This window comes from Streptomyces sp. NBC_00727 (assembly GCF_045161745.1).
Taxonomy (GTDB): Bacteria; Actinomycetota; Actinomycetes; order Streptomycetales; family Streptomycetaceae; genus Streptomyces.
In genome coordinates, this window is the sequence record NZ_CP108981.1 from 6,464,045 (window position 1) to 6,489,705 (window position 25,661).

Annotated in this window: 23 protein-coding genes and 1 riboswitch; of the genes, 14 read left to right on the plus strand and 9 right to left on the minus strand. The window is 72.7% G+C overall.

The window, feature by feature from the left end; genetic code table 11:
• Positions 1 to 76 precede the first annotated feature (76 nt).
• The 7 genes from shc to OG242_RS29205 all read left to right on the plus strand — a co-directional run bounded on the left by shc (position 77) and on the right by OG242_RS29205 (position 8,070).
• Positions 77 to 2,080, plus strand: coding sequence for a squalene--hopene cyclase (gene shc, locus OG242_RS29175; protein ID WP_405900989.1), 2,004 nt, complete (start codon positions 77 to 79; stop codon positions 2,078 to 2,080).
• Positions 2,080 to 2,727 (plus strand): 1-hydroxy-2-methyl-2-butenyl 4-diphosphate reductase, encoded by a 648-nt coding sequence (locus OG242_RS29180; protein WP_405900990.1) that lies wholly within the window; start codon positions 2,080 to 2,082, stop codon positions 2,725 to 2,727. The genes shc and OG242_RS29180 overlap by 1 nt, the downstream gene beginning before the upstream one ends.
• Positions 2,728 to 2,732: 5 nt before the next feature.
• Positions 2,733 to 3,752 carry an adenosyl-hopene transferase HpnH gene (gene hpnH / locus OG242_RS29185; protein ID WP_405900991.1) on the plus strand — a complete coding sequence of 340 codons (1,020 nt, stop codon included), beginning with the start codon at positions 2,733 to 2,735 and terminating at the stop codon, positions 3,750 to 3,752.
• 101 nt (positions 3,753 to 3,853) lie between these two features.
• Complete coding sequence (gene dxs, locus OG242_RS29190; RefSeq protein WP_405900992.1) at positions 3,854 to 5,782, plus strand: 1-deoxy-D-xylulose-5-phosphate synthase; 1,929 nt, start codon at positions 3,854 to 3,856, stop codon at positions 5,780 to 5,782.
• On the plus strand, positions 5,779 to 7,176 hold the full coding sequence (locus OG242_RS29195) for an aspartate aminotransferase family protein (protein WP_405900993.1): 1,398 nt from the start codon (positions 5,779 to 5,781) through the stop codon (positions 7,174 to 7,176). The genes dxs and OG242_RS29195 overlap by 4 nt, the downstream gene beginning before the upstream one ends.
• A gap of 62 nt (positions 7,177 to 7,238) precedes the next feature.
• Entirely contained in the window at positions 7,239 to 7,847 is a 609-nt protein-coding gene (locus OG242_RS29200) for a helix-turn-helix domain-containing protein (protein ID WP_405900994.1), read from the plus strand.
• A 46-nt stretch (positions 7,848 to 7,893) separates the two neighbouring features.
• A complete protein-coding gene (locus tag OG242_RS29205; protein ID WP_018520240.1) occupies positions 7,894 to 8,070 on the plus strand; it encodes a DUF6126 family protein in 177 nt (58 codons plus the stop codon).
• Between the two features lie 11 nt (positions 8,071 to 8,081).
• Here the strand turns inward: OG242_RS29205 and OG242_RS29210 are convergent, their stop codons facing one another.
• Positions 8,082 to 8,894 carry a tyrosine-protein phosphatase gene (locus OG242_RS29210; protein ID WP_405900995.1) on the minus strand — a complete coding sequence of 271 codons (813 nt, stop codon included), beginning with the start codon at positions 8,892 to 8,894 and terminating at the stop codon, positions 8,082 to 8,084.
• Positions 8,895 to 9,089: 195 nt separating this feature from the next.
• Here OG242_RS29210 and OG242_RS29215 point away from each other — a divergent pair, with 195 nt between their 5' ends.
• The 3 genes from OG242_RS29215 (at position 9,090) to OG242_RS29225 (ending at position 13,599) form a co-directional block, all read left to right on the plus strand.
• The gene (locus tag OG242_RS29215; RefSeq protein WP_405900996.1) at positions 9,090 to 11,183 is read left to right on the plus strand and encodes an alpha-galactosidase; all 2,094 of its coding nucleotides are present in this window, start codon (positions 9,090 to 9,092) and stop codon (positions 11,181 to 11,183) included.
• A 291-nt stretch (positions 11,184 to 11,474) separates the two neighbouring features.
• Positions 11,475 to 11,630, plus strand: a riboswitch (cyclic di-AMP (ydaO/yuaA leader).
• Between the two features lie 3 nt (positions 11,631 to 11,633).
• A complete protein-coding gene (locus OG242_RS29220; protein ID WP_405900997.1) occupies positions 11,634 to 12,563 on the plus strand; it encodes a peptidoglycan DD-metalloendopeptidase family protein in 930 nt (309 codons plus the stop codon).
• Positions 12,564 to 12,744: 181 nt separating this feature from the next.
• Positions 12,745 to 13,599 carry an SGNH/GDSL hydrolase family protein gene (locus OG242_RS29225; RefSeq protein ID WP_405900998.1) on the plus strand — a complete coding sequence of 285 codons (855 nt, stop codon included), beginning with the start codon at positions 12,745 to 12,747 and terminating at the stop codon, positions 13,597 to 13,599.
• A 14-nt stretch (positions 13,600 to 13,613) separates the two neighbouring features.
• Here the strand turns inward: OG242_RS29225 and OG242_RS29230 are convergent, their stop codons facing one another.
• From OG242_RS29230 to OG242_RS29255, 6 genes are read right to left on the minus strand one after another with little or no spacing between them, the layout of a single operon-like run.
• Positions 13,614 to 14,507: an STM4011 family radical SAM protein gene (locus OG242_RS29230; RefSeq protein WP_405900999.1), complete on the minus strand. Its 894-nt coding sequence runs from the start codon at positions 14,505 to 14,507 to the stop codon at positions 13,614 to 13,616.
• Between the two features lie 7 nt (positions 14,508 to 14,514).
• The gene (locus OG242_RS29235) at positions 14,515 to 15,870 is read right to left on the minus strand and encodes an STM4012 family radical SAM protein (protein WP_405901000.1); all 1,356 of its coding nucleotides are present in this window, start codon (positions 15,868 to 15,870) and stop codon (positions 14,515 to 14,517) included.
• A complete protein-coding gene (locus OG242_RS29240; RefSeq protein ID WP_405901759.1) occupies positions 15,867 to 16,679 on the minus strand; it encodes an STM4013/SEN3800 family hydrolase in 813 nt (270 codons plus the stop codon). Before OG242_RS29240 ends, OG242_RS29235 begins: the two co-directional genes overlap by 4 nt.
• A gap of 31 nt (positions 16,680 to 16,710) precedes the next feature.
• The gene (locus OG242_RS29245) at positions 16,711 to 17,856 is read right to left on the minus strand and encodes an STM4014 family protein (RefSeq protein WP_405901001.1); all 1,146 of its coding nucleotides are present in this window, start codon (positions 17,854 to 17,856) and stop codon (positions 16,711 to 16,713) included.
• Positions 17,837 to 18,823 (minus strand): STM4015 family protein, encoded by a 987-nt coding sequence (locus OG242_RS29250; RefSeq protein WP_405901002.1) that lies wholly within the window; start codon positions 18,821 to 18,823, stop codon positions 17,837 to 17,839. The genes OG242_RS29245 and OG242_RS29250 overlap by 20 nt, the downstream gene beginning before the upstream one ends.
• Entirely contained in the window at positions 18,820 to 19,767 is a 948-nt protein-coding gene (locus tag OG242_RS29255) for an STM4015 family protein (protein ID WP_405901003.1), read from the minus strand. The genes OG242_RS29250 and OG242_RS29255 overlap by 4 nt, the downstream gene beginning before the upstream one ends.
• Positions 19,768 to 19,943: 176 nt before the next feature.
• Between OG242_RS29255 and OG242_RS29260 the strand changes: the two genes are divergently transcribed.
• Both OG242_RS29260 and OG242_RS29265 read left to right on the plus strand, forming a co-directional pair.
• Complete coding sequence (locus OG242_RS29260; RefSeq protein ID WP_405901004.1) at positions 19,944 to 20,270, plus strand: hypothetical protein; 327 nt, start codon at positions 19,944 to 19,946, stop codon at positions 20,268 to 20,270.
• A 98-nt stretch (positions 20,271 to 20,368) separates the two neighbouring features.
• Positions 20,369 to 21,373 (plus strand): DUF6745 domain-containing protein, encoded by a 1,005-nt coding sequence (locus OG242_RS29265; protein WP_405901005.1) that lies wholly within the window; start codon positions 20,369 to 20,371, stop codon positions 21,371 to 21,373.
• 31 nt (positions 21,374 to 21,404) lie between these two features.
• On the opposite strand, the gene OG242_RS29270 is transcribed toward OG242_RS29265, so the two are convergent.
• Positions 21,405 to 21,995, minus strand: coding sequence for a TetR/AcrR family transcriptional regulator (locus tag OG242_RS29270; protein WP_405901760.1), 591 nt, complete (start codon positions 21,993 to 21,995; stop codon positions 21,405 to 21,407).
• An 88-nt stretch (positions 21,996 to 22,083) separates the two neighbouring features.
• Entirely contained in the window at positions 22,084 to 23,292 is a 1,209-nt protein-coding gene (locus OG242_RS29275; protein WP_405901006.1) for a Glu/Leu/Phe/Val dehydrogenase dimerization domain-containing protein, read from the minus strand.
• A 247-nt stretch (positions 23,293 to 23,539) separates the two neighbouring features.
• On the opposite strand from OG242_RS29275, the gene OG242_RS29280 reads away from it, so the two are divergent.
• Positions 23,540 to 23,980, plus strand: coding sequence for a PPOX class F420-dependent oxidoreductase (locus tag OG242_RS29280; RefSeq protein ID WP_405901007.1), 441 nt, complete (start codon positions 23,540 to 23,542; stop codon positions 23,978 to 23,980).
• 99 nt (positions 23,981 to 24,079) lie between these two features.
• The gene (locus OG242_RS29285; protein WP_405901008.1) at positions 24,080 to 25,348 is read left to right on the plus strand and encodes an MBL fold metallo-hydrolase; all 1,269 of its coding nucleotides are present in this window, start codon (positions 24,080 to 24,082) and stop codon (positions 25,346 to 25,348) included.
• Positions 25,349 to 25,661 lie beyond the last annotated feature (313 nt).

Consider the following 25,661-nt stretch of genomic DNA (forward strand, 5'->3'; position numbering starts at 1 on the left):
CCGGCCGGTGTCCTTACGGGCACCGGCCGACGGAGACCCCAGCACAGCAGAGGACCACCTGCACGAAGGGGAAGCCATGACAGCGACGACCGACGGAAGCACCGGGGCCGTTGATCCCCGCGCAGCCTCGGCCAGCAGACCGACTATCGAATCAACCACCGCCGCGGACGGTGTACTGGCCGCCGCGCGGCGGGCCGCTGAACGCTCGGTGGAGCACCTCCTCGGCAGGCAGGACGAGCAGGGCTGGTGGAAGGGCGATCTCGCCACCAACGTCACCATGGACGCCGAGGACCTGCTGCTCCGCCAGTTCCTGGGCATCCAGGACCCTGCCACGGTCCGGGCGGCCGCCGGATTCATCCGCGGTGAGCAGCTCGGCGACGGGACCTGGGCGACCTTCCACGGCGGCCCCGCGGACCTCTCCACCACCATCGAGGCGTACGTGGCGCTGCGGCTGGCGGGCGACCGGCCGGAGGACCCGCACATGGCCCGCGCCGCGGGCTGGGTCCGGGAACAGGGCGGGATCGCCGCGAGCCGGGTCTTCACCCGGATCTGGCTGGCCCTCTTCGGCTGGTGGAAATGGGACGACCTGCCGGAGCTGCCGCCCGAGCTGATGTTCTTCCCCAAGTGGGTCCCGCTCAACATCTACGACTTCGGCTGCTGGGCCCGCCAGACCATCGTCCCGCTCACCATCGTCTCGGCGAAGCGGCCCGTGCGGCCCGCCCCCTTCGCCCTGGACGAGCTGCACACCGACCCGGACCGGCCGAACCCGCCCAAGCGCCCCGCACCGGCGGCCAGTTGGGACGGCCTCTTCCAGCGACTCGACAAGGCGCTGCACGTCTACCACCGGTTCGCGCCGCGCGGACTGCGCCGGGTCGCGATGAACGCCGCCGCCCGCTGGATCATCGAACGCCAGGAGAACGACGGCTGTTGGGGCGGTATCCAGCCGCCCGCCGTCTACTCGGTCATCGCCCTGCACCTGCTCGGCTACGACCTCGAACACCCGGTGATGCGGGCGGGTATCGAATCGCTCGACCGCTTCGCCGTGTGGCGCGAGGACGGCACCCGCATGATCGAGGCCTGCCAGTCCCCGGTCTGGGACACCTGCCTGGCCACCATCGCCCTCGCCGACGCCGGGGTCGCCCCCGACCACCCGGCGCTCGTGAAGGCGGCGGACTGGATGCTCGCCGAGGAGATCGTCCGCCCCGGCGACTGGGCGGTGCGCCGGCCCCGACTGGAGCCCGGCGGCTGGGCGTTCGAGTTCCACAACGACAACTACCCCGACATCGACGACACCGCGGAGGTGGTCCTCGCCCTGCGCCGGGTCCGCCACCCCGACCAGGCCCGGGTGGACGCCGCCATCGAACGCGGTGTGCGCTGGAACGTCGGCATGCGGTCCCGCAACGGGGCCTGGGGCGCGTTCGACGCGGACAACACGAGCCCCTTCCCCAACCGGCTGCCGTTCTGCGACTTCGGTGAGGTCATCGACCCGCCGTCCGCCGACGTCACGGGGCACGTGGTGGAGATGCTCGCCATCGAGGGGCACGCCGCGCACCCCGTCACCCGGCGCGGTATCGAGTGGCTGCTGGACGAACAGGACGCGGGCGGCGGCTGGTTCGGGCGCTGGGGCGTCAACTACGTCTACGGAACGGGATCGGTGGTCCCCGCGCTCGTCGCCGCGGGTCTGCCCCCGGCGCACCCGTCGATCCGGCGGGCGGTCGAGTGGCTGGAGTCCGTCCAGAACGACGACGGCGGCTGGGGCGAGGACCTGCGCTCGTACACCGAGGAGAAGTGGATCGGCCAGGGGGCGTCCACCGCGTCCCAGACCGCCTGGGCACTCCTCGCGCTGCTGGCCGCGGGGCGCAGGGACACCGTCGCCGTGACCCGCGGCATCGCCTGGCTGACCGAGACCCAGCAGGCCGACGGCTCCTGGGACGAGCCCTACTTCACCGGCACCGGGTTCCCCTGGGACTTCTCCATCAACTACCACCTCTACCGGCAGGTCTTCCCGCTCACCGCACTCGGGCGGTACGTGCACGGCGACCCGTTCGCGGGCCGCACACCGATGCGCGAGGGGGCCTGATGGGAGAGGCCGGCCCCGCCGCCCCGCTGCTGATCGCCTGCGCGCTCGGCATCGAACAGTTCGCCCTGCGCACCGGCAGGGGTAGGGCGGTGGACGCCCCGGAGCGGGTGACCGTGCTCCGTACCGGCATGGGCCCCAGGGCGGCCGAGTCCGCCGTGGCGCGCGCGCTCGGGCAGGACGGGGCGGCGGGCACCGCTGTCATCGCCTCGGGGTTCTGCGCCGGCCTCGCGCCCGGGATGCACCCGGGCGACCTGGTGGTGGCGGAGGAGACCCGGGGCGCCGGGGACTCCGTCCCGTGCACCGGTGCGGAGCTGCTGGCCGAGGCGCTGGCCAGGGCCGTACCGGGGCGCACCGTACACACCGGTCCGCTGACCGGTTCCGACCATGTCGTCCGGGGACATGAGCGGGGCGAACTGCGGGCGACCGGGGCGATCGCGGTGGACATGGAGTCCGCCGCGACCCTGCGCACCGCCCTGCGGTCCGGGCCACGCCCGGTTGCCGCCGTACGGGTGGTCGTGGACGCTCCGGAGCATGAGCTCGTCCGCATCGGCACGTTCCGCGGTGGAATATCGGCTTTCCGCGTCCTTCGTGCCGTCCTACCGGCTTTCTATGAATGGCACCGATCTTTGCTGCTCCCCAGGAGGTGAGCTAGATGGCCATGCCGCTTCGTCAGTCCATCAAGGTTGCGACGTACCTCATTGAACAGAAGCTCCGCAAGCGGGACAAATTCCCGCTGATCGTCGAGCTGGAGCCGTTGTACGCGTGCAATCTCGCCTGCGAGGGCTGCGGGAAGATCCAGCACCCGGCCGGCGTCCTCAAGCAGCGCATGCCCGTGGCCCAGGCCGTCGGCGCCGTGCTCGAATCGGGTGCCCCGATGGTCTCCATCGCCGGCGGCGAACCGCTGATGCACCCTCAGATCGACGAGATCGTGCGGCAGCTCGTGGCGAAGAGGAAGTACGTCTTCCTCTGCACCAACGCCATGCTGCTGCGCAAGAAGATCGAGAAGTTCACGCCGTCGCCCTACTTCGCGTTCGCCGTGCACATCGACGGGCTGCGCGAGCGGCACGACGAATCGGTCGCCAAGGAAGGGGTGTTCGACGAGGCGGTGGCGGCGATCAAGGAGGCCAAGCGGCGCGGCTTCCGGGTCACCACCAACTCCACCTTCTTCAACACCGACACCCCGCAGACCATCATCGAGGTCCTCAACTTCCTCAACGACGACCTCAAGGTCGACGAGATGATGATCTCGCCCGCCTACGCGTACGAGAAGGCACCCGACCAGGAGCACTTCCTGGGCGTGGAGCAGACCCGCGAGCTGTTCAAGAAGACCTTCGCCGGCGGCAACCGCAACCGGTGGCGGCTGAACCACTCGCCGCTCTTCCTGGACTTCCTGGAGGGCAAGGCCGACTTCCCGTGCACGGCGTGGGCCATCCCCAACTACTCGCTGTTCGGCTGGCAGCGGCCCTGCTACCTGATGAGCGACGGCTACGTGCCGACGTACCGGCAGCTCATCGAGGAGACCGACTGGGACAAGTACGGCCGGGGCAAGGACCCGCGCTGCGCCAACTGCATGGCGCACTGCGGCTACGAACCCACCGCAGTCCTCGCCACCATGGGGTCGCTGAAGGAGTCCCTGCGCGCCGCACGCGAGACCGTCGGCGGAAACCGGTGAGCCGATAGCCGGTCGCGGGGCCGGCGGGGCGGGGCTGCTGTCCCGCCCCGCCGGCCCAGCTGTCACCCGAGCTGGAACAGGACCAGAGAGGGGGCCCGGGCATGACGCTGCTGCAGAGCATCCGGGGGCCGCACGATCTGAAGGCACTGAACGCGTCACAACTCGGCGAACTCGCCGACGACATCCGCACGTTCCTGGTGCAGGCCGTGGCCAGGACCGGGGGCCACCTCGGCCCCAACCTCGGGGTGGTGGAGCTGACCATCGCCCTGCACCGGGTCTTCGACTCGCCCGTGGACCGCATCCTGTGGGACACCGGACACCAGAGCTACGTCCACAAACTCCTCACCGGGCGCCAGGACTTCTCCAAGCTGCGCGGCAAGGGCGGGCTCTCCGGCTACCCGTCCCGCGAGGAGTCCGAGCACGACGTCATCGAGAACTCGCACGCCTCCACCGTCCTCGGCTGGGCCGACGGCCTCGCCAAGGCCAACGAGGTACGGGGCAGGGGCGACCATGTCGTCGCGGTCATCGGGGACGGCGCGCTGACCGGCGGCATGGCCTGGGAGGCGCTCAACAACATCGCCGCCGCCAAGGACCGCCCGCTGATCGTCGTCGTCAACGACAACGAGCGCTCCTACGCGCCGACGATCGGCGGCCTCGCCCGCCACCTCGCCACGCTGCGCACCACCGACGGCTACGAGCGGTTCCTGGCCTGGGGCAAGAGCCTCCTGGAACGCACCCCCGTCATCGGGCAGCCGCTGCACGGGGCGCTGCACGGCGCGAAGAAGGGGTTCAAGGACTTCGTCGCCCCGCAGGGCATGTTCGAGGACCTCGGGCTGAAGTACATCGGCCCGGTCGACGGGCACGACACCGCCGCCGTCGAGGCCGCGCTGCACCGTGCCAAGCAGTTCCGCGGCCCGGTCCTCGTGCACTGCATCACGGAGAAGGGCCGGGGTTACGCCCCCGCCCTGCGCGACGAGGCCGACCGCTTCCACACCGTCGGCGCGATGGACCCGCTGACCTGCGTCCCGCTCGTCCCCGCCGCCGGCCCGTCCTGGACCTCCGTGTTCGCGGACGAGATCGCGGCCATCGGGGCGGAGCGGCCGGACGTCGTCGCGCTCACCGCGGCGATGCTCGACCCCGTCGGGCTGACGGAGTTCGCCGAGGCGTTCCCCGACCGCGTCTGGGACGTCGGCATCGCCGAGCAGCACGCCGCGGTCAGCGCCGCCGGGCTCGCCACGGGCGGCCTCCACCCGGTCGTCGCCGTCTACGCCACCTTCCTCAACCGGGCCTTCGACCAGCTCCTGATGGACGTCGCCCTGCACCGGTGCGGGGTCACCTTCGTCCTGGACCGGGCCGGCGTCACCGGGCCCGACGGCGCCTCGCACAACGGCATGTGGGACATGTCCGTGCTCCAGGTCGTGCCCGGCCTGCGGATCGCCGCGCCGCGCGACGCGGACCGGCTGCGGGAGGAGCTGCGCGAGGCCGTCGCCGTGGACGACGCGCCGACCTTGGTGCGGTTCCCGAAGGAGTCGGTGGGGGAGTCGATCGAGGCGGTCGGCCGGATCGGCGGGATGGACGTGCTGCGGCGCGACGAGGACGCCGAGGTGCTGCTCGTCGCCGTCGGCGTGATGGCCCCGGTCTGCCTGCGGACCGCCGAACTGCTCTCGGGCGCCGGCATCCGCTGCGCCGTGGTGGACCCGCGCTGGGTCAAACCGGTCGACGCGGAGCTGGCACCCCTCGCGGCGGAGCACCGGCTCGTCGCCGTCGTCGAGGACAACAGCCGCGCGGGAGGCGTCGGTTCGGCGGTCGGCCAGGCGCTGCGCGACGCCGGCGTCGACGTACCGCTGCGCACCTTCGGCATCCCCGAGCAGTTCCTCGCACACGGCAAGCGGTCCGAGGTGCTGGCCGACATCGGACTCACACCGGTCGAGATCGCCGGCCGGATCAGCGCCGTCACAACCGCCCGGAAGGCGGCCGGCGGCACGGGGCACGACACCCCGGGCAACGGGCACAAGGAGAGCGGGGCATGAAGGACGACGAGCCCAAGGGCTTCGATCTCGCGCGGCTTCTCGCCGAGCGCGGCGCCGAACGCTACGAGCTGCACAGCAAGCACCTCAACCACCAGCTCCCGCGCATGCTGCACACCATCGGCTTCGACAAGGTCTACGAACGGGCCGAGGGCGCCCACTTCTGGGACGCGGACGGCAACGACTACCTGGACATGCTCGCCGGCTTCGGCGTGATGGGGCTCGGCCGCCACCACCCCGTCGTACGCAAGGCGCTGCACGACGTCCTCGACGCCTCGCTCGCCGACCTGACCCGCTTCGACTGCCAGCCGCTGCCCGGGCTGCTCGCGGAGAAGCTGCTGAGCCACAGCCCGCACCTGGACCGGGTGTTCTTCGGCAACAGCGGCACCGAGGCCGTCGAGACGGCGCTCAAGTTCGCCCGGTACGCCACCGGCAGGCCGCGGGTCCTGTACTGCGACCACGCATTCCACGGGCTGACCACCGGCGCCCTCTCGGTCAACGGCGAGGGCGGGTTCCGCGACGGCTTCGCCCCGCTGCTGCCCGACACCGCGATCCCGCTCGGCGACCTCGACGCACTGCGCAGGGAGCTGAAGCGGGGCGATGTGGCCGCGCTGGTCGTCGAGCCGATCCAGGGCAAGGGGGTGCTCGCCGCGCCGCCCGGCTACCTGCGCGAGGCCCAGGAGCTGCTGCACAGGCACAAGGCCCTCCTCATCGCCGACGAGGTGCAGACGGGGCTCGGCAGGACCGGCGACTTCTACGCGTACCAGCACGAGGAAGGCGTCGAACCGGACCTCGTCTGCGTGGCCAAGGCGCTGTCCGGCGGATATGTGCCGGTCGGGGCGACGCTCGGGAAGGACTGGATCTTCAAGCGCGTCTACTCCTCGATGGACCGGGTCCTCGTCCACTCCGCGAGCTTCGGCTCCAACGCCCAGGCGATGGCGGCCGGGCTAGCGGTGCTGTCGGTGATGGAGGACGAGGAGACCGTGGCGCACGCGCGCCGCACCGGCGACCTGCTGCGCGAGCGGCTGGCCGCGCTCGTCGGGCGCTACGAGCTGCTGCACGAGGTGCGGGGGCGCGGGCTGATGATCGGCATCGAGTTCGGCCGCCCCGCCTCGCTGAAGCTGCGCAGTCGCTGGACCATGCTCCAGGCGGCCCGCAAGGGCCTCTTCGCGCAGATGGTGGTCGTGCCGCTGCTCCAGAAGCACCGCATCCTCACGCAGGTCTCCGGCGACCACCTCGAAGTGATCAAGCTGATCCCGCCGCTCGTCATCGACGACGCGGACGTGGACCGCTTCGTCGAGGCGTTCACCGCCGTCATGGACGACGCGCACAGCGGCGGGGGACTGATGTGGGACTTCGGACGGACCCTGGTGAAGCAGGCCGTCGCCAACCGCTGAGAAGTTTTTGCCCCTGAGGCAAGGTATTTGCCTCAGGGGAAAGAATTTGGCCCAATGGAAGTATGAATCCTCCGGACGACCGGGCGGCCGGCGAGCTGCCCGGTGTCGCGCCCCGCCTGCGCGATCTGCGCCGAGGCCGTGGTCTCACCCTCGAGACCGCGGCCCAGCGGGCCGGGCTCTCGCCCGCCCACCTCTCCCGGCTCGAAACGGGCCGGCGCCAGCCCTCGCTGCCCATGCTGCTCCAGCTGGCCAGGATCTACGGTACGACGGTCTCCGAGCTGCTGGGCGAGATGCCCCCGGAACGTGACGCGATCGTCCGCGGCCGCCCGTTCGAGGGCGCGGCGGCCGACGGCTGGCTGTACCAGCAGGCCGGCGGCTCCGGCCGGGCCATGCAGGCGCTGCGCGTCCGGGTCCCGTACGGCGCCCAGGGCGACCTGGTCCGCGTCCACCCCGGCGAGGAGTGGCTGTACGTCCTTGCGGGCCGCCTGCGGGTGACACTCGGCGAGACGGTCCACGACCTCGCCCCGGGCGACAGCGCGCACTTCGACTCGCTCACCCCGCACCGGATCGCGGCCCCCGAACCCGAGGGCTCCGAGCTGCTCTTCGTCCACACCCTGCTGCAGAGCCCCGCCGCCGAGCTGTGCCTCGGCGGCCCGGTCCACCGTCGCTGAGACGATTCCGCCGCCGGGGCCCTCCCGGCAGCCAGAGAGGCCAGTCATGTCCGATTCCGAGAACTACGACCCGCTCACCCCGGCCCCGCGCCCCGGCGCCGACACCCACGAGAAGAAGATGCCGCGCGGACTCGTCATCCGGCTCTTCGCCTACCTCGTGGCCGGGCACGTCATCGCCGCGTTCCTCTACCTGCTCTTCGCGGTCGGCATGCACAACCAGTAGGCGGCGCCGGCTCAGCTCTCGTCGAGGAGCCGTTCGCGCAGCCGCTCCCGGGTGGCGGGCGCCAGCTTCAGCCCGTCGGCGAGGTAGCGGTCGGTGTCGCCCCAGGTCTCGTCGATGGCGGCGAAGGCCGCGGCGAGGTAGTCGGGCTGGGCGCCGAAGAGCGGGTTCAGCAGCTCCAGCACCTCCGGGGACATCCCGGCCGGCGAGGTGTCGCTGCGCCGGATGCGGTAGCGGCGGTGCGCGTCGTTCGACTTCAGGTAGTCGGCCTCGATGGTCTCCCGCCCGACGCCGACCGCCAGCAGCGTCACCGCGATGGAGAGCCCCGCCCGGTCCTTGCCCGCCGCGCAGTGCATCAGCGCCGGCACGCTGTCCTCGGCCAGGGCGTGCAGCACCCGGCTGTGCTCGGCGGTGCGCTCCAGGATGATCGCGCGGTACGAGGCGACCATGCGGCCGGTGCCCTTGCCGCCGGCCAGGATCGAGCGCAGCTCCGCCATGTTGCCGTCGCGCACCATCCGCCAGAACTCCGCCCCGTCCGCCGGGTCGCTGAGCGGGATGCTCACGTTCCGGACGCCGGGCAGCTCCACATCCAGGCCGTCCAGCTTGTGGTCCGCAGCGTTGCGGAAGTCGAAGACGGTGTGCAGACCGAGCCCGCCGAGGAACGCCGCGTCCTCGGCCGTGGCGTGCGCCAGGTGGCCGCTGCGGTAGAGCCTGCCGTGCCGGACCCGGCGGCCGTCGGTGGTGGGCAGACCGCCCACGTCCCGGAAGTTGCGGACGCCGGTGAGTACGGGCTCCGTCGGCGGGGTCTGCGGCAGCTGCTGCGTCACGGTCACTCCTGGAGGCTCTGCCCCGGCGCGTGTCGCCGTCGGGCCCACGCCCGCGACGATACGACATCGGTTCGTAGGCCAGGCATCTCGGTCGCCGGGGCCGTTTTCCGCGCACGCGCCGTTGCCCCCGGTGCGTGGACGGTCGATGATGTGCGGACCGGTGTGAATCTGTGAGTACGCGGACGGGGGCGCGCGATGATCGAGGCCGGCGACCGGATCTGGCTGCTGACGGGGGCGAACGGGAGCTACGCCCTGCGTCTCACCGACCGGCACGAGTTGCTGCATCTCCACTGGGGCCCGCGTATCTCCCTGGCCGCCGCCCAGGCCCTGGCCGAGGCGCCCGCGCCGCCCGACCGGGGCTTCGAGTCCCCGCTCGACGGCCGCGAGGAGTACCCCGTCGAGGGCGGCCCCCGGTTCGTCCGCCCCGCCCTGTCGGTGCGCACCGACGAGGTGCGCGGGACCGCGTGGGTGTTCGCGGGCCACGCGGTGGACGGCGACGAGCTGCGGCTCTCCTTCGACGACCCGGTCCACCGGCTCGTGATCATCCTGCACTACCGGATGCGGGACGACTCCGACGTGATCGAGCGCTGGACCACCCTCACCCACGCCGGGCCCGACGGCCCGCCCGTCGAGGTGCTCCGCGCCGATGCCGCGGCCTGGACGCTGCCCGCCCGCGACCGCTGGCGGCTCAGCCGGCTGCACGGCCGCTGGGCGGCGGAGACCCAGCTGGAGCGCACGGAGCTCGCGTACGGGGAACACCTGCTCTCCAGCCGGCGCGGCCACACCGGCCACCAGGGCCTGCCCTGGGTCGCCCTCGACGCGGACGGCGCCGCGACCGAGGAGAGCGGCGAGGTCTACGGCTGCGCGCTCGGCTGGTCCGGCTCCTGGCGCATCGCCGTACAGCGGCTGCCCGACGGGCTCGTACAGATCACCGGCGGCGCCGGCCACGACGAGTCCGGGCTGCTGCGGCTGGCGCCGGGGGAGTCGTACACCGGCCCCGTCTTCGCCGGGCTGTGGAGCGCGGGCGGTTTCGGCGGGGCGAGCCGCGCCTGGCACGCCTGGCAGCTCGCCCATGTGATCCCGGACGCCTCCGAGCCGCGCCCGGTGCTCTACAACTCCTGGGAGGCCACCGGCTTCGACATCGCGGAGGACCAGCAGCGGGCGCTGGCCGAACGCGCCGCCGCGATGGGCGTCGAGCTGTTCGTCGTGGACGACGCCTGGTTCGGGCAGCGGGTGAGCGACCGGGCCGGGCTCGGCGACTGGACGCCGAACCCGCAGCGCTTCCCCGACGGGCTCGGCCCGCTCGCGCGCCATGTGCACGGGCTCGGCATGCGGTTCGGGATCTGGGTCGAACCCGAGATGGTCAACCCCGACAGCGATCTCTACCGCGCCCACCCCGACTGGGTGCAGCACTTCCCCGGCCGGGAACGCACGGAATTCCGCAATCAGCTGGTCCTCAACCTGGCCCGCCCCGATGTGCGGGCCCATCTGTGGGAGAGCCTGGACGCGCTGCTGTCCGGGACGCCGGTCGACTATGTGAAATGGGACTTCAACCGCTGCTTCTCGGACGCCGGCTGGCCCGGCGCCGACTACCCGCAGCGACTGTGGACCGAGCACGTGGACGGCCTCTACGCGCTGATCGACCGGCTGCGCGCCGCCCACCCCGGCGTCGCCTTCGAGTCCTGCTCGGGCGGCGGCGGGCGCATCGACCTCGGCATCCTCTCCCGTACGGACCAGGTCTGGACGTCCGACAACACCGACCCGCTGGACCGCCTCGCCATCCAGCACGGCTTCGGGCAGCTCCACCCGGCGCGCGTCATGGCGGCCTGGGTCACCGACAGCCCGAACGTCCAGCTCAACGGCCGCCGCTCCTCCCTGCGCTTCCGGTTCGTCAGCGCCATGGCCGGGGTGCTCGGGATCGGCGGGGACCTCACCGAGTGGAGCGCGGCCGAGCTGGACGAGGCGCGCGGGTGGGTGGAGCTGTACAAGGAGATCCGCCCCGTCGTGCAGCTGGGCGAGCTGTACCGGCTGCGCGCACCGGGGTCCGGCCTGAGCGCCGTGCAGTACGTGCGGGGCGCGGACACCGTCGTCCTGATGTGGCTCCACGCCCAGCGGTACGGGGAGCAGCCGCCGGCCCTTCGGCTGCGCGGACTCGACCCGGAGGCGACGTACACCTGCCTGGACACGGGGGCGGTGCACCACGGTTCGGTGCTGCTGCACCACGGGCTGCCCAGCGGGCTGCGCGGCGACCTGGACGCACGAGTGGTGCGGCTGCGCCGCGGACGATGACCATGACATGTCCGTATTGCGGCGTTATGTCGAACTCGCCCCGGTTGTAAGGGAGATGATCACCCGCTCGTGAGCGGGATCATATCCGTGACGGTGTGTGGTGACGCCCCGGCGGGGTAGGCCGTGCGCCGCGCGGAAAGCCAAGATCCGTAATCCACGGAGTGTGACCGGAATTCCGCGCCGCAATTCAGGTGCGGAATCCGATGCGGAACGCATGGCTTGTTTCCGCCGTCCCGGCTCGCTTACGTTCCATGCCATCCGGATGGAACGCCCAATCCTGCCGCCGTCCGGAATTCGCATCCACTCACCGTGTGGCAGGAGCGGGGGAACCAGGTAAGCCGCCGACCGGGACGACCGGACGGCTAGGGGTGAAGCCGCGCCAGGCGCGGCCGGGCATCTCCAGCCCGAACCCGACAGCTCACCTCGCAGGCGCCGGAGAGGAAATTCTTCATGCCCAATTCGGGTAAGCACCGCCGTCCCAAGTCCAGCACCATCGCCCGCGGCGTCGTCGCCGCGAGCGCCGGCGGAGCCGTCATCGCGCTTCCGCTGCTCGGCGCCACCGGTGCCCACGCCGCGGAGCAGTCCGCCCCGGCCGCCTCGAAGTCGGTCGCCGCGCACACCACCCCGGCCAAGCCCGCGAAGAGCACCGGCACCACCACCTACTCCGTGGTCTCCGGCGACTACCTGTCGAAGATCGCGGCCCAGCACCACCTCAAGGGCGGCTGGCACAAGCTGTACCAGGACAACCGCGAGGTCGTCGGCGAGAACCCGAGCCTGATCTTCCCGGGCATGAAGCTGACCCTCGGCGCCAAGGCGGCCCCCGCCGCCGCCACCCCGTCCAAGGCACCGGCCGAGACGGCGGAGAAGACCGAGACGAAGGCCGCGCCCAAGGCCGAGACCAGGACCGAGACCAAGGTCGAGACGAAGACCGAGGCCAAGACCGAGACCGAGGCCCCGGCCACCCAGGACAACGCCTCCGGTTACGTCCACCCGGTCCCGGGCAACCACACCACCGCCTACCGCGCCTCCGGTGCCAACTGGTCCAGCGGCAGCCACACCGGCATCGACTTCCCCGTCGCCACCGGCACCAGCGTGAAGGCCATCACCTCCGGCACCGTCGTCACCGCCGGCTGGGGCGGCGCCTACGGCAACCAGGTCGTCATCCAGCACGCCGACGGCCACTACTCCCAGTACGGCCACATGTCCTCGCTCTCCGTCTCGGCGGGCCAGACCGTGACCGCGGGCCAGCAGGTCGGCCTCTCCGGCGCCACCGGCAACGCCACCGGCCCGCACCTCCACTTCGAGGTCCGCACCGGCCCGGAGTACGGCTCGGACATCGACCCGATCGCCTACCTGGCGTCGCACGGGATCAACGTCTGATCCAGGCGGTACCGACCCGTGATCCGGGTCACTGAACGGCAAGAGGGACGGCGCACCGCGGTGCGCCGTCCCTCTGCTTATTCCCCCTTTACCGAAAACTGACCGGGTGCTTTATCTCACCACCCGTCAACCCCTTATTACGGTCGCGTAGGTCACATTCCGGGGTGCAGGATAAGCGCTTGTGGCAGACGATTCGAACAACATCCAACAGGGCGTCATCGACCGACAGGGCGCCATCGGGTCGTACGCGGCGATTGGCGACAGCTTCACCGAGGGAGTCGGCGACCCCGGCCCGGACGGAACATTCGTCGGCTGGGCCGACCGGCTCGCGGTACTCCTCGCGGACCGGCTCCCGGAGCCCGGCATTCCGGCGGACGCCGAGGGCTCACCCGTTTCCGCGCACGGAAACTTCCGGTACGCCAATCTCGCCGTACGAGGACGCCTCCTCGACCAGATAGTCGAGGAGCAGGTGCCCCGCGCCAAGGAACTCGCCCCCGGTCTGGTGAGCTTCTGCGCCGGCGGCAACGACATCATCCGGCCGGGCACCGACCCCGACGACGTGGCCGAACGCTTCGAGCGGGCGGTCGCCGACCTCACGCGGTCGGTCGGCACCGTCATGGTCACCACCGGCTTCGACACCCGTGGCGTCCCCGTGCTGCGCCATCTGCGCGGCAAGATCGCCACCTACACCGCCCACGTCCGGGCCATCGCCGACCGCTACGACTGCCCGGTCCTCGACCTGTGGTCGCTGCGCTCCGTGCAGGACCGGCGCGCCTGGGACGGCGACCGGCTGCACCTGTCGCCCGAGGGACACACCCGGGTCGCGCTGCGCGCCGCCCAGGTCCTCGGCCTCGACGTGCCGGCCGACCCGGACCAGCCGTGGCCGCCGCAGCCCCCGCGCGGCGCGCTGGAGATCCGCCGCGACGACATCCACTGGGCGCGCGAATACCTGGTGCCATGGATCGGACGGCGGCTGCGCGGCGAATCCTCCGGGGACCACGTCGAGCCCAAGCGGCCCGACCTGCTGCCGCTCTGACGGACCCGCTGTCCTCAGTCGCCCCGCGACCGCGTCGCGGCGACCGGGGACAGCGGCAGCGCCGCCGGAATGCGCTCCAGCACCCCGCCCGCGAACACGTCGTACAGCGGCAGCGTCTCCAGGTGCACATAGCCGATGTGGCAGTCGCACACGGCGAGCGGACACGCCCGCGGCACCAGCGCCCGGCGGTAGCTCCCGTCGTACAGATTGCCGAGCTCCGCCCGGACGAAGTGGCAGCGGCGCACCGTGCCCTCCCCGTCCACCGAGATCACCGACTCACCGGTCCGGCAGGGCAGCCCCGCCGAGCGGTGCGGATGACGGCTGTACGGGAACAGCGGGTCGATCGCCGTCCACCGCTCCGCCTCCTCGTCCGTATAGGTGTGCCCCTCGGCCGCGTTGACCCAGAGGTAGACCTCGTCCGCGAGCGCCGCGCGCAGCCGCCGCGCCTCGTCGAGATGGGCGTCGAGGCCCACGACACCCACGCTGTGCCGGACCCCGAGGCCCTTCAGCTCCGCGCACCTGCCGACGAAACGCTCGTACGGCGTCTGCCCCGGGTGGTACGTGCACCACAGCGCGATCCGCTCGCGGGCCGCCTCCGGGGCCTCGGCCAGCCACCGCGTACGGCCGCTCAGATTCGTCTGGATCGCGACCCGGCGTACGTGCGGGAGGCCCGCCAGCTCCACGATCGCCCGGCGGTACCAGGAGCGCACCAGGCCCTCGCCCCACGGCGTGAACAGCACCGAGATCCGGTCACCGGTCTGCGCCGCCGCCCACGCGGTGAACCGTTCGAGCGCCGCCCGGTCCGCCCGCAATTGTTCCGGGGTGTCGCGCCGCTTGGCGAACGGGCAGTACGGGCAGTCGTAGTCGCAGGAGGCGAGCGGTCCCCGGTAGAGAATGGTCAGGTCCACGGGTGACTCACTTCAGCTCGTACGCGGCCATCGCGGCCCGTACGGCGGGGGAGAAGAGCTCCGGGCCCAGCGCGTCGGAGTACGCCAGCCCCTCCGGCGACAGCCGCAGCAGCTCCTCGGCCGGGGCCCCGCCGTCGAGCCACCCCCGGGCCTCGAACCGGGCCAGCTCCTCCGGGAAGTCCTCGTACGGCGAGGTCCCGAACCGCTCGCGGTACCCGTCCAGGGCCATGCCCTCGGCCTGGAGCACCGACTGGAGGAGATGGCGGCGGCGCGCCTCGTCCCCGTCGGTGTACCGCCCGACCACGGCGCGGGAGAAGTCCTCGGTGGCCGTGTAGGCGTCGATGATGCCCCGCACCTCGCTCATCCGCACCGCGTAGTCGAACGAGTAGTGCAGCCGCGAGGTGTAGGAACGGGCGCCGCAGCCCAGGCCGATCATGCCGTCCGTCTGACAGGCGTAGTCGTCGGGCCCCTCAGCGCGCGGGGCGCCGGCGCGCCGGAACATCCGCATCGACACCTGCTCGTAGCCGTGCGCCAGGAGATGGTCGCGACCGGCCCGGTACAGGCGCAGGCGCTGCTCGTCCCACGCCGCGTCGGCCTCGCGGGCGGAGAGCCTGCCGAGCGCGGTCAGCGGGCGCACGTACAGCGGGTACAGATACAGCTCCTCCGGCCGCCAGCGCAGGGCCGCGTCCAGGGAGGTGCGCCAGGTCCGCTCGGTCTGGCCGGCTATGCCGTAGATCAGGTCGATGTTGAGCACGGGTATGGCGGTGTCCCGTATCAGGCCGAGAGCCCGGTCGACGTCGGCGGCGTGCTGCGGGCGGACCGCCGCGCGGGCCTCGGCCGCCACGAAGCTCTGCACCCCGATGCTGATCCTGGTGGTGCCCCGCTCGGCGAGCACGGCCAGCCGGTCGGCGGTCGCGGTGGACGGGGAGGTCTCCACGGACAGCGGCACGGACCGCAGACCGGCGCCCATCCGCTTCTCCGCGATGTCGCACAGCCGCTCCAGCTCGCCCGCCGTCAGGAACGTGGGCGTGCCCCCGCCGAACGCCGCCGCGGCGAACCGGACCGGTTCGCCTTCGCCCAGCGCCTCCCGTACGGCGCTCGCCTGCCGGTCCAGCGCGTCGAGATACCGCGAGGTCAGCTCGTCGGGCGCGCCGATCCGGGTGAAGAGGTTGCAGAAGCCGCAGCGGACCTCGCAGAACGGGATGTGCATATAGAGGGAGAGCGCGTCCTTGCGTTCCCCCGCCCAGAGCTCACTCAGCGCCGGTCGTCCGCCGGGCTGCTCGGCGAGCGGGCGGTACGTCGTCTTGTGCGGATAGGCGTACACATAGCTCTCGTACGGGCGGACGGTCTGCGTCTCGGTCATCGGACGGCCCCCGGTTCCAGGAAGAAGTGGGCGTACGGAACGGTCCAGACGGACTCGTGGCCGAGCCGGTGACCGGTGTAGCCGTCGTCGCCGTACGCCGTGCCGTGGTCGGAGCAGACGATGGCGAAGGCACGGCGGCGGCTGCTCGCGGCGGCGAAGAGCCGGCCGATGTGGGCGTCCACGTACTCCAGGGCGGCGGCGTGCGTCTCGCGGCTGTCACCGGCGTCGAGGGTCGCCCCGGCCCGGTGGAACCAGTTCGGCTGGTGGAGCGCGGAGACGTTGACGAACAGGAACAGGCGCTGCTCCGGCGGGAGGGCTGCTACCACCTCCTCGGCGCGGGCCACCTGCGCCTCGAACGAGGTGGGCGAGGCCACCCCGAACCCGGGCTCCCAGTGCGCCTCCTGGAACATCCCCGGGAGCACCGAGCCGAGCGGCCCCTGAAGGTTGAAGAAGCCGACACCGCCGACGCACACCGTGCGGTACCCCTCCTTCGCCAGCCCCGAGACGAGGTCCGGGGTGTCGAACACGAAGGTGCGCGCCGCGGTCGTCTCGCTGCCGGCGAAGCGGGCGGCGAACAGCCGCGGATGCGGTCCCGGCGCGGCCGGGGTGGGCAGGAACCCCGCGAAGATCGCCTGGTGGGAGGCGTAGGTGAAGCTGCCCGGGGCGTGCCGCTCCTCCCAGACACCGCCCGGCAGATGGCGGGCCAGATTCGGAATGCGCCCGGCGGCGGCCAGCTCGGCCGCGACGTCGTACCGCAGGGTGTCCAGGGTGACGAGCAGCAGGTCGTGGCTGCCCACGACCTCGCTCATGTCGGGGTCGGTGCGGTGCGCGGAGCTGTGCTCAGGAGGTGGTGCTGACACGGTCGTTCCTTGTCCGGTCCAGTACGGCGGCGACCTGCGCCGCGTAGGTGTCCAGGCCCTCGGCCCCGCTGCCGGGCAGGCCGGTGAGGCGGGGCAGCAGGTCTCCGAAGGCGTTGACCTCGCCGACGGCGAAGCGCCGCCAGCCGGTCAGGGGCAGCAGGTCGACCCCGACGCACAGGGTGTCCGGGAAGGCGGCCGCGGCCCGCTCGCAGACGGCCAGGGCCTCGGCCCAGCTGCCCCCCGCCGCCTCGATCGCCGCCCGCACCCCGGCGAGGTCGCCGCGCGCCCCGCCCAGATGGAGATTGGTCATGGGTGAGCTGCTGGTGCGCACCACGGCGTGGGTGGCCCGGCCGTCGACCACGACCACCCGCAGGTCGGCGGCCCGGCCGCCCTGGGTCGCCTTGGGCAGCCAGCGCTCGATGTGCAGCCCGTCGGGCGCCAGCGCGTCGACGACCGCCGCGACCTCGTGCTCCGTGGTGCAGCGGCGCACCCGCAGCGAGTTGTAGAGCCGGCCGGCCGGGTCCCGCTCGACGGAGGTGGCCGCCCGGACCCGGCCCCCGCCGGCCGTCTCCACGGCCATCACACCGGAGGCCGACGAGCCGTGCGCGGGCTTCACGAAGACCCGGGGCATGCGGTGGGCGGCCATCAGGTCCCGCACGTCGTCCCAGCCCCGCACCGGCGCCCCGGCCGGGCCGGAGGTCGGGGAGGCGGGGACGGGCACCCCGGCGGCATCCAGCACCCCGTGGCACAGCCGCTTGTCGAACAGCACCGCGATGTCGGCCGGGCCGTCCAGCAGCAGGGCGCCCGCATCCGCAGCGGCCCGCGCCACCTCGCGCACGGCGGCGGTGAACCGCGCGTACCAGAGGGCGGAACCCTCCACCCGGGTCGGGTCGTCGGCCCCGCGCAGCAGCCGGTCGACCGCCGCGTCCTCGCCCGGCGACTCGATGCGCACGGTCTCCCCGGGCAGGAAGCGCGCCCCGCCCCGCAGCACGCCGAGCCAGGGGACCGTACGCGCCTCGGGCAGGCCGGCGGCGGCCACCGCGTCCTGGAACAGGGCGACGCGGCGGCTGCCCGGGTTGCCGACGACCGCGAGACGCGGCGGGCCACTACTCACTGACCGCGACATAGCGGGCATCGTCCTCGTCGTCCGGGTCCCAGTCGTCCGCCCCGTCGAGGTAGACGTGGACGTCGTCACGCTCGCCCAGCTCCTTGAAGCGCTCCATCACCTCGTCGCCGAGGTAGTGGTGTTGCAGGTCCAGGTGGCCGAGATGGGTGAGCGGCTGACCTTCGAGCAGGGCCAGGCCCCCCGTGTCGCTGAGGGTGCCCATCGACAGCGCCAGGGACTCCAGCTGCGCGACGACCGGGGCCGAGGCGACCGCCACGGCGATCTCGTCCTGGATCTCGCTGTTCTGCAGCCCGAGATGACGCAGCCGGGGAAAGGTGCCCCCCGACAGCAGCGGGGCCATGTCCGCCACCGTCGCGTCCCCCGAGTACCACTGGGAGCCGAACCACAGCTCCAGCCGCTCCAGCGCGGGCAGTTCGCAGGCGCCGACCGCGCGCACGACATGCCCGGGCAGCCCGCCGGACTCGAAGCGCAGGGACTCAAGCGCCTCGTGCCGCACGGGGTGCAGTTCCAGCGAGTCCTCGTCCAGCCCGCTGCCACCGCCCCGTACCACCAGCTCCTCCAGGAGCGGGAACGCCCGGAGCACCGGCGTGATGTCGCACATCCGCAGCCACGACACCTCGCACTCCTCGCCCACGACATCGGCGAGGAACAGGGCGCGCAGCGCCGGGAAACGGGCCGCGTCCGAAGCGATCAGCTCCACCACGGGAGCCAGGGAGCTGTACTCGCCGTCCCACCAGGGGCCGATCACGAGGGCACGGACCTGTGCGGGGTCGACCGTCTTCAGGAAGTGCTGCCAGGTGGCTGCGAACCCGTGCCCGTCCCAGCCGCAGTCGAGCCGCCAGGCTATGCCGTCCACCGAGGGCAGCGTCGCGGGCCACGGGCGGTCGTCGCCCGGCTCCGGCAGGGTGAAGACGGGCAGGTCGTGGAAGGAGCAGGGATGCTCGATGTCGGTGATGGGCGTCGTCATTCCGACACCGTCACGTACCGGCCGGCCGGGCCCCGGTTGTCCCACGGCTCGCACCGCTCCGAGAGGTCCACCCGCACCCCGTGCGGCTCCAGCGCCCCGGTGACACGGAGCTCCATCGGCTCGGTGAGGAAGTGGTGGTGCAGGTCGAGCACGTCGAGATGGGTCAGCGGCTGCCCCTCCAGGAGTGAGGCCGCGCCCTCGTCGCCGAGCGTGCCGCAGGACAGGTCCAGGGTGCGCAGCCGGGCCACCAGCGGGGCCGATGCGACGGCCGCCGCGATCTCGTTCTGGATCTCGCTGTTGCGCAGGCCGAGATGGTGCAGCGCGGGGAAACGCGTGCCGGTGAGCAGCGGCGCCAGATCCGACACGTCGGCGTCGCCGCCGTAGGCCGATACGCCGAGCCACAGGTCCAGCCGCTCCAGCGCGGGCAGTTCGCTGTCCAGGACGCCGCGCACCACCTCGCGCGGCAGCCCGCCCGTCTCGATGGTGAGCGCCCGCAGCCGCTCGTGCTTCGTGGCCGGGAAGACCAGCTCGGAGCCGCCCCGCACACCCAGCTCCACCAGCGCGGGGAAGGCGCCGAGCAACGCCGTGACATCGCTCTGCTCGATCCAGGAGATCTCCGCCTCCTCCATCGTCAGATCCCCGACGAACACCGCTTCCAGCGACGTCAGCCGGTCTGCCGCCGCGATGACGAGACCGATCGGGTACGAGGACGTCTCCTCGTACGACTCGCCCCACTGCCCGATGATCAGGGCACGGACACCGGCCGGATCGACCTCGTCCAGGAAGGCGTCGAACTCCTCCTCCCAGGTGCCCTCGTCCTCGTACGCGTCGATCGAGACCCGCCAGGCGGCGGCGTCGGCGGCGGGCCGGGGGCCACCGTCCGGCCCGGACTGGAAATCGACGGCCGGAAGGCCGAGCAACTCGTGCACGTGATCCACGGACATGGCCCTGAGCTCCTGGTGACGGCTACGGATTGATGTCCGCAAGGTCTATCAAGGCCCACTGACAACGCCGTGACCGGCCCCTGCCGGGGACGGTCCGACGGCCGATTGTCAGACCCCCGCCGTAGCGTTTTCGATGTGGCCGGCACAGCGGGTGCCGCCACGGAGGGGAGAGGTCTGTGTACCGGCAGGGCGATGTACTGATCGTGCCACTGGAGGAGTCGGCGGTGCCCGCGAATCTCCTGGAGGCGCCGGGCGAACTGCGCGACGCGCGGGGCCGGCTGGTCCTCGCGCTCGGCGAGGTCACCGGACACGCGCACGCCGTGCCGGGACCCGGCCGGCTGATCCGGGAGAGCGGGGTGTTCGGCCCGATGCTGCTCCACCTCCCCGAGGGCGGACGCGTCGTGCACGAGGAGCACGCGGCGATCCCGCTGCCCCAGGGCTGGTTCCGCGTGGTGCGCCAGCGGGAGTACGCGCCGGGGGCGGTCCGCATCGTCGCGGACTGAGCGACGGCACGGCGGGCACGGCGGCAGGACCTGAAGGCCGGCACCGGGAGGACCGGGCCGGGAACGATGCGGAACAGCGGAACAGGGGACGGGAACTGATGCAGTACGTGGACTCTTGGCGGGCCGTGGCGGCGGCGACCGGTGCGGCGGACCGGGCGGCGGCCGAGGACGGGGTGCGGCTCGCCTACCGCAGCGCGGGGCTCGCCGAGCCGGAGGAGTTCGTCTGGGCCGGCTCGCCCAGGGCGGCCGTGGAGGCCGTCGGAAAGCTGACCGACGCCGGGCGCTCCGTCCGCGACGAGGTGCGCACCCGCCCCTGGGCGGAGGAACGGCGCCGGGTGTACGACGCGTTGGGCCCGGCCGGCTGGTCCGCCCTCTGGTCGGCCACCGGCGCCCAGCTCTGGGAGACCACGGCTGGCCTCGCCGACCGGATACGGGCCGGGGTGGTGGCCGGCCTCGCCGGGGAGGACACCGACGCGGAGTCGAAGGTGCGCCTCGTCCTGCTCGACGCGGTCCTCGGGCAGCACGACGCGGCGTGGCTCGCAGCGTTCGACGGCCGGGGCGACCGGCTCGACGGGCTGGCCGCGGTGGCGCGCAACGCCGGCTGGTGGTGGCCCTACGAGCGGGTCGTGGTGCTCTGCGAGCGCCCGGACGCCCTGCACCGGGACGAGGCGGGGCGGCTCGACCGGGGCGAGGGACCCGCGCTGTCGTACCCGGACGGCTTCGCCCTGTATGCCTGGCGCGGTATGCCCGTGCCCGCCGGGTTCCTGGACGAGCTGGCCGCGCTGACCCCGAAGCGCATCCGCTCCGAGGAGAACGCGGAGCTGCGCCGCGTGATGCTGGAGCACTACGGCTACGACCGCTACCTCACCGAGTCGGGCGCCGAACCGGTCCACCGCGACGAGACGGGCATCCTCTGGCGGATCGCGCTCGCCGGTGACGAGGACGTCGTCATGGTCGAGGTGGTCAACTCGACGCCGGAGCCGGACGGCGCCCACCGCACGTACTGGCTGCGGGTACCGCCCACGACCAGGACCGCCAGGGAGGGCGTCGCCTGGACGTTCGGGCTCCACAGCGACGTCTACGAGCCGCTCCAGCAGACCTGACCGGGACGAGGGGAAGAGACGGGAGGAGCTGTCAGGCCGTCAGGGTCTCGTGGTTGATGCCCAGTTCACGGGCGAGCGCCTGCTCGGTCCACTCCAGCATGGTCGCCCGGGACAGCGGGCCGTTGTAGGAGGTCATCTGCACGGCCAGCCCGTCCAGCAGGGCGGTCAGCCGCCAGGCCACGGACATCGGGTCGTCGCAGTGGAACTCGCCCGCCGCCGCGCCCTCCTCGATGACCTCGGCCAGCTCCGCCTTCCACTGCTGGTCGAGATCGCCGGCCACATTGCGCAGCGCCGGATCGCGGAGGGAGGCCGTCCAGCCCTCGATCCACAGCCGCCAGCCTTTGGCCTGACCCGTCGGCGCGTACCAGCGGACGGCCGCACGCAGTCTCCGTACGGCGGTCGTGCGGCGGCTCAACAGCTTGCGCAGATGGGCGAGGTCGATTTCGGCGGCGTGCGCGAAGGCGGCCGCGACCAGCTTCTCCTTGGTGGAGAAGTGATAGAGCACGAGCGCGTTGCTCACGCCGAGCACGGACGCCACATCGGCGATCCGGACGGCCGCGACACCTCGTACCTCGATCTGCTCGACGGCGGCACGCAGCAACTCCTCGCGCCGCTCCGCCACTCCCAACCGCACTCTTGCCACGGCGTCACCCTAACCAATGCCCGCCCGGGGGCGGTCCGGCGGATCAGCCGCGGACAGGCGGTACCGGTCAGCGGTACCAGCCGAAGCGTTCGGCCATCACCGGCAGCCGGTCGGCGGCCACGGCGTGCGCCGCCGCACGCGGTGTGCAGCCGTCCGCCGCCGCACGGGCCAGCACCAGTCCGACCAGTTGGCGCATCGCGCGCCGGGTGTGCGCGAACGCCTCGTCCGCGTCGGCGCCGATGTCGCCGAAGAGGGTCCACCACCACCAGGCGTTGGTCCCGGAGTTGGCCACCACATCGGGCAGCACGGTGATCCCGCGCGCCGCGAGCAGGGCCTCCGCCTCCGGCAGCACCGGCATGTTGGCCGCCTCGACGACCCAGCGCGCCCTGATCCGCTCCTGGTTCACGGCGTCCACCGCGTAGGAGACGGCGGCCGGGACGAGCACCTCCGCGTCCTGGACGAGCCAGGCGTCGGCCGGCAGTTCCAGGTCGCCGGCGCGCAGCGCGCCCCGGTCCACGGTGCCGTGCGCGTCCCGCGCGGCGAGCAGCGCCTCGACGTCCAGCCCGGCCGGATTCGCGATTGTGCCCTTGATGTCGGCGACGGCGACCACCCGGAGCCCGGCCCGGGACAGGAAGCGGGCGGTCGCCCCGCCCATGGTCCCGAGGCCCTGGAGCGCCACCCGTGCGTCCTCGTACGCGACCCCGTCCCGGTCCAGCGCCGCGAGCGCCGCCTCGGCGACCCCGCAGCCGCCGACCAGCTCGTCCAGGCCGATGCCGTCCACCTCCAGGGCGAAGGCGTCGGCCAGCCGGCTACGGGCCGCGGCCTCGTCCTCCAGCAGCGGGTAGACGGCCTGCACGGTCGAGACGAGCCCCGCCTCCGCCGCCGCGCGGTCCACCAGGTCCTGGGAGAGGCCCAGGTCCTCGCCGGTCGTCCAGACGTTCTCGATGTACGGGCGCATCGCCCGCAGATAGCGCACCAGGACGCCGTACGCCGCCGGGTCGCGGGGGTCGCAGTCGATGCCGCCCTTGGCCCCGCCGAGCGGTATGTAGCGCGCCCCCGGCCCATCCGCGTCGAAGTGCAGGGCCTCCTTCATGGTCATGCCCCGCGCCAGACCGGTCACCTCCTCCAGCGTGCAGCCCGGGCGCATCCGCAGCCCGCCGCTGGACACCCCGCGCACCAGCCGGTCCACGACCAGGTGCCCCCGATGGCCGGTGTCGTGGTCGGTCCAGGTCAGCGAGATGAGCGGGGCGGGCGGGGACACCGGAGGCGTCGTCATCGGGAGTGCTCCTCGGTCACTGTCGGCGGGCGGTCCTGGGTGAGCGGGTCCGGCGGGGCAGACGCCACCGGACCCGGTACTGAACCGTCGGTCAGTATCGGGAGGCGGGGCGTCCCTGTCAACGCGGCGTCCGCCGCCGCGCGGCCCGGTGGCCGGAACGCGCCGGTGCCCGGCGGCCGGCCGGGGGAGCGGTCCGGATCATGCCCGTAACACGGAATCCTGCGCACCGGCCATTCGTTGGAGCGGCATGACTGCATTCGACCCACGGCAGGAAGCACTGCTCCGGCTCCTCGGTGAGAGCAACGGCGGCGTCCTGGTCACCCTCAAGAAGGACGGCAGGCCCCAGCTGTCCAACGTCAGCCACTTCTACTACCCGGACGAGCACATCGTCCGGGTCTCGGTGACCGAGGACCGCGCCAAGACGCGCAACCTCCGCCGCGATCCGCGCGCGAGCTACCACGTGACCAGCGAGGACCGCTGGGCCTGGACGGTCGCGGAGGGCACCGCCGAGCTGTCCGCGACCGCCGCCGAGCCCGGCGACGCCACCGTGGAGGAGCTGATCCGGCTCTACCGCGACGTGCAGGGCGAGCACCCCGACTGGGACGACTACCGCGCCGCCATGGTCCGGGACCGCCGCGTCGTCCTGCGCCTCCATGTCGAGCACGTGTACGGACAGCGACGGGGGTGAGGCAACCGGGGCGGAACGCCGTTCCCCCGGCTGTTCCGCTCTCGCACTGTCGTGCCCCTTGTTCATAATGAGACGACATCGATTCCTCAGGAGACTCCCGTGACCGGCGCCGACCACACGCTCCCGCTGCGCACCCGGCTGCGTGCGCTGCGCCCAGCCGCCTTCGGGGCCGACCCCGACGGCGCCCGCATGGAGCGCATCCGCCGTTCCCCCAACTTCGCCGACGGTGTCTTCCAGAACCCTGCGGGCGCCCGGATCAGGCCCTCCGGCTCCGCCCTGGAGTTCGCGCGGGTCTACTTCCGCAAGGAGGAGCGGGTGCTCAGGGCGCCCGCCGCCCCCCTGCCCGTGCATGCCACGACCGTGGCCGACCTCGCCCGGCCGCCCGCCTCCGGGCTCCGCATCACCTGGATGGGGCACTCCAGCGTCCTCGCCGAGATCGACGGGCGGCGCGTGCTGTTCGACCCGGTCTGGGGCGAGCGCTGTTCCCCCTTCGCCTTCGCCGGACCCCGGCGGCTGCACCCCGCCCCCGTGCCGCTCGCCGCCCTCGGCCCGGTCGACGTCGTGGTGATCTCGCACGACCACTACGACCACCTCGACCTCCCGACGATCCGCGCCCTGGCCCGTACGGACACCGTCTTCGCGGTCCCGCTCGGCGTCGGCGCGCACCTGGAGAGCTGGGGCGTCGCGCCCGGCCGGCTCCGTGAGCTCGACTGGAACGAGACCGCGACGGTCGCCGGGATCAGCCTCACCGCCACCCCCGCCCGCCACTTCTGCGGACGCGGCCTGCGCAACCAGCAGCACACCCTCTGGGCGTCCTGGGCGGTCGCCGGACCCGAGCACCGGATCTACCACAGCGGCGACACCGGATACTTCTCCGGATTCCGCACCATCGGCGCCGAGCACGGGCCGTTCGACGCCACCATGATCCAGATCGGCGCGTACAGCCAGTTCTGGCCCAAGGACCGCACCGACACCGTGCCGGAGCCGGGCGCCTGGCCGGACATCCACATGAGCCCCGACGAGGGCGTCCGCGCCCACCTCGACCTCCAGGGCGACGACCCCGCGGCGGGCGTCATGCTTCCGATCCACTGGGGCACGTTCAACCTGGCCCTGCACCCGTGGGCCGAGCCCGCCGAGTGGTCCATGCGCGCCACCGAGTCCGTGGGCGTGACGATGGTCTCCCCGATCCCGGGCCGGCCCTTCGAGCCCGCCGATCCGCCGCCCGTCGACCCGTGGTGGCGCGCCGTCGCCGCCGAGCCCGCCCCCGGCTGGGGCAACTGGCCCCCGGTCCACGTACAGCTCCACCAACCGGCTGCCGGCGCCACCCCCGGAGCCGACCGGGACCGCGACCCGGCACCCCAGCCCTGAGACCCCGAGGCGTACGTCCCGGACGGGGCGGGCGGGACGTACGCCGGGCGGCGGGGCGATCACGGCTTCCGCCGATGAGACGGTCACGTCCTCAGGGCGCGGCGATACTGCGGGTGCACTTCACCTCCGACGATCTCGCACGGGTCCGGGTGGCGCCCGGCCCCGGCTTCCTCCGGGAGATCGGCATCAGCGTGCAGACGCTCCAGCGGCGTGACGGCCGACGCGAGTTCGGCGCCTGGCGACGCGGACGCCCCGCGCGAGCCGGGCGGAGCCCCGCGTACGTGCCAGCGGGAGGCACTCGCACCGCACTGGC

Bases quoted from the DNA above. Each gene is read 5' to 3' on its own strand.
- OG242_RS29180 (WP_405900990.1), top strand. From the start codon at position 2,080: ATGGGAGAGGCCGGCCCCGCCGCCCCGCTGCTGATCGCCTGCGCGCTC.
- dxs (WP_405900992.1), top strand. From the start codon at position 3,854: ATGACGCTGCTGCAGAGCATCCGGGGGCCGCACGATCTGAAGGCACTG.
- OG242_RS29235 (WP_405901000.1), bottom strand. From the start codon at position 15,870: ATGACCGAGACGCAGACCGTCCGCCCGTACGAGAGCTATGTGTACGCC.
- OG242_RS29280 (WP_405901007.1), top strand. From the start codon at position 23,540: ATGACTGCATTCGACCCACGGCAGGAAGCACTGCTCCGGCTCCTCGGT.
- shc (WP_405900989.1), top strand. From the start codon at position 77: ATGACAGCGACGACCGACGGAAGCACCGGGGCCGTTGATCCCCGCGCA.
- OG242_RS29200 (WP_405900994.1), top strand. From the start codon at position 7,239: ATGAATCCTCCGGACGACCGGGCGGCCGGCGAGCTGCCCGGTGTCGCG.
- OG242_RS29220 (WP_405900997.1), top strand. From the start codon at position 11,634: ATGCCCAATTCGGGTAAGCACCGCCGTCCCAAGTCCAGCACCATCGCC.
- OG242_RS29215 (WP_405900996.1), top strand. From the start codon at position 9,090: ATGATCGAGGCCGGCGACCGGATCTGGCTGCTGACGGGGGCGAACGGG.
- OG242_RS29245 (WP_405901001.1), bottom strand. From the start codon at position 17,856: ATGTCGCGGTCAGTGAGTAGTGGCCCGCCGCGTCTCGCGGTCGTCGGC.
- hpnH (WP_405900991.1), top strand. From the start codon at position 2,733: ATGGCCATGCCGCTTCGTCAGTCCATCAAGGTTGCGACGTACCTCATT.
- OG242_RS29265 (WP_405901005.1), top strand. From the start codon at position 20,369: ATGCAGTACGTGGACTCTTGGCGGGCCGTGGCGGCGGCGACCGGTGCG.
- OG242_RS29275 (WP_405901006.1), bottom strand. From the start codon at position 23,292: ATGACGACGCCTCCGGTGTCCCCGCCCGCCCCGCTCATCTCGCTGACC.
- OG242_RS29255 (WP_405901003.1), bottom strand. From the start codon at position 19,767: ATGTCCGTGGATCACGTGCACGAGTTGCTCGGCCTTCCGGCCGTCGAT.
- OG242_RS29240 (WP_405901759.1), bottom strand. From the start codon at position 16,679: ATGAGCGAGGTCGTGGGCAGCCACGACCTGCTGCTCGTCACCCTGGAC.
- OG242_RS29250 (WP_405901002.1), bottom strand. From the start codon at position 18,823: ATGACGACGCCCATCACCGACATCGAGCATCCCTGCTCCTTCCACGAC.
- OG242_RS29195 (WP_405900993.1), top strand. From the start codon at position 5,779: ATGAAGGACGACGAGCCCAAGGGCTTCGATCTCGCGCGGCTTCTCGCC.
- OG242_RS29205 (WP_018520240.1), top strand. From the start codon at position 7,894: ATGTCCGATTCCGAGAACTACGACCCGCTCACCCCGGCCCCGCGCCCC.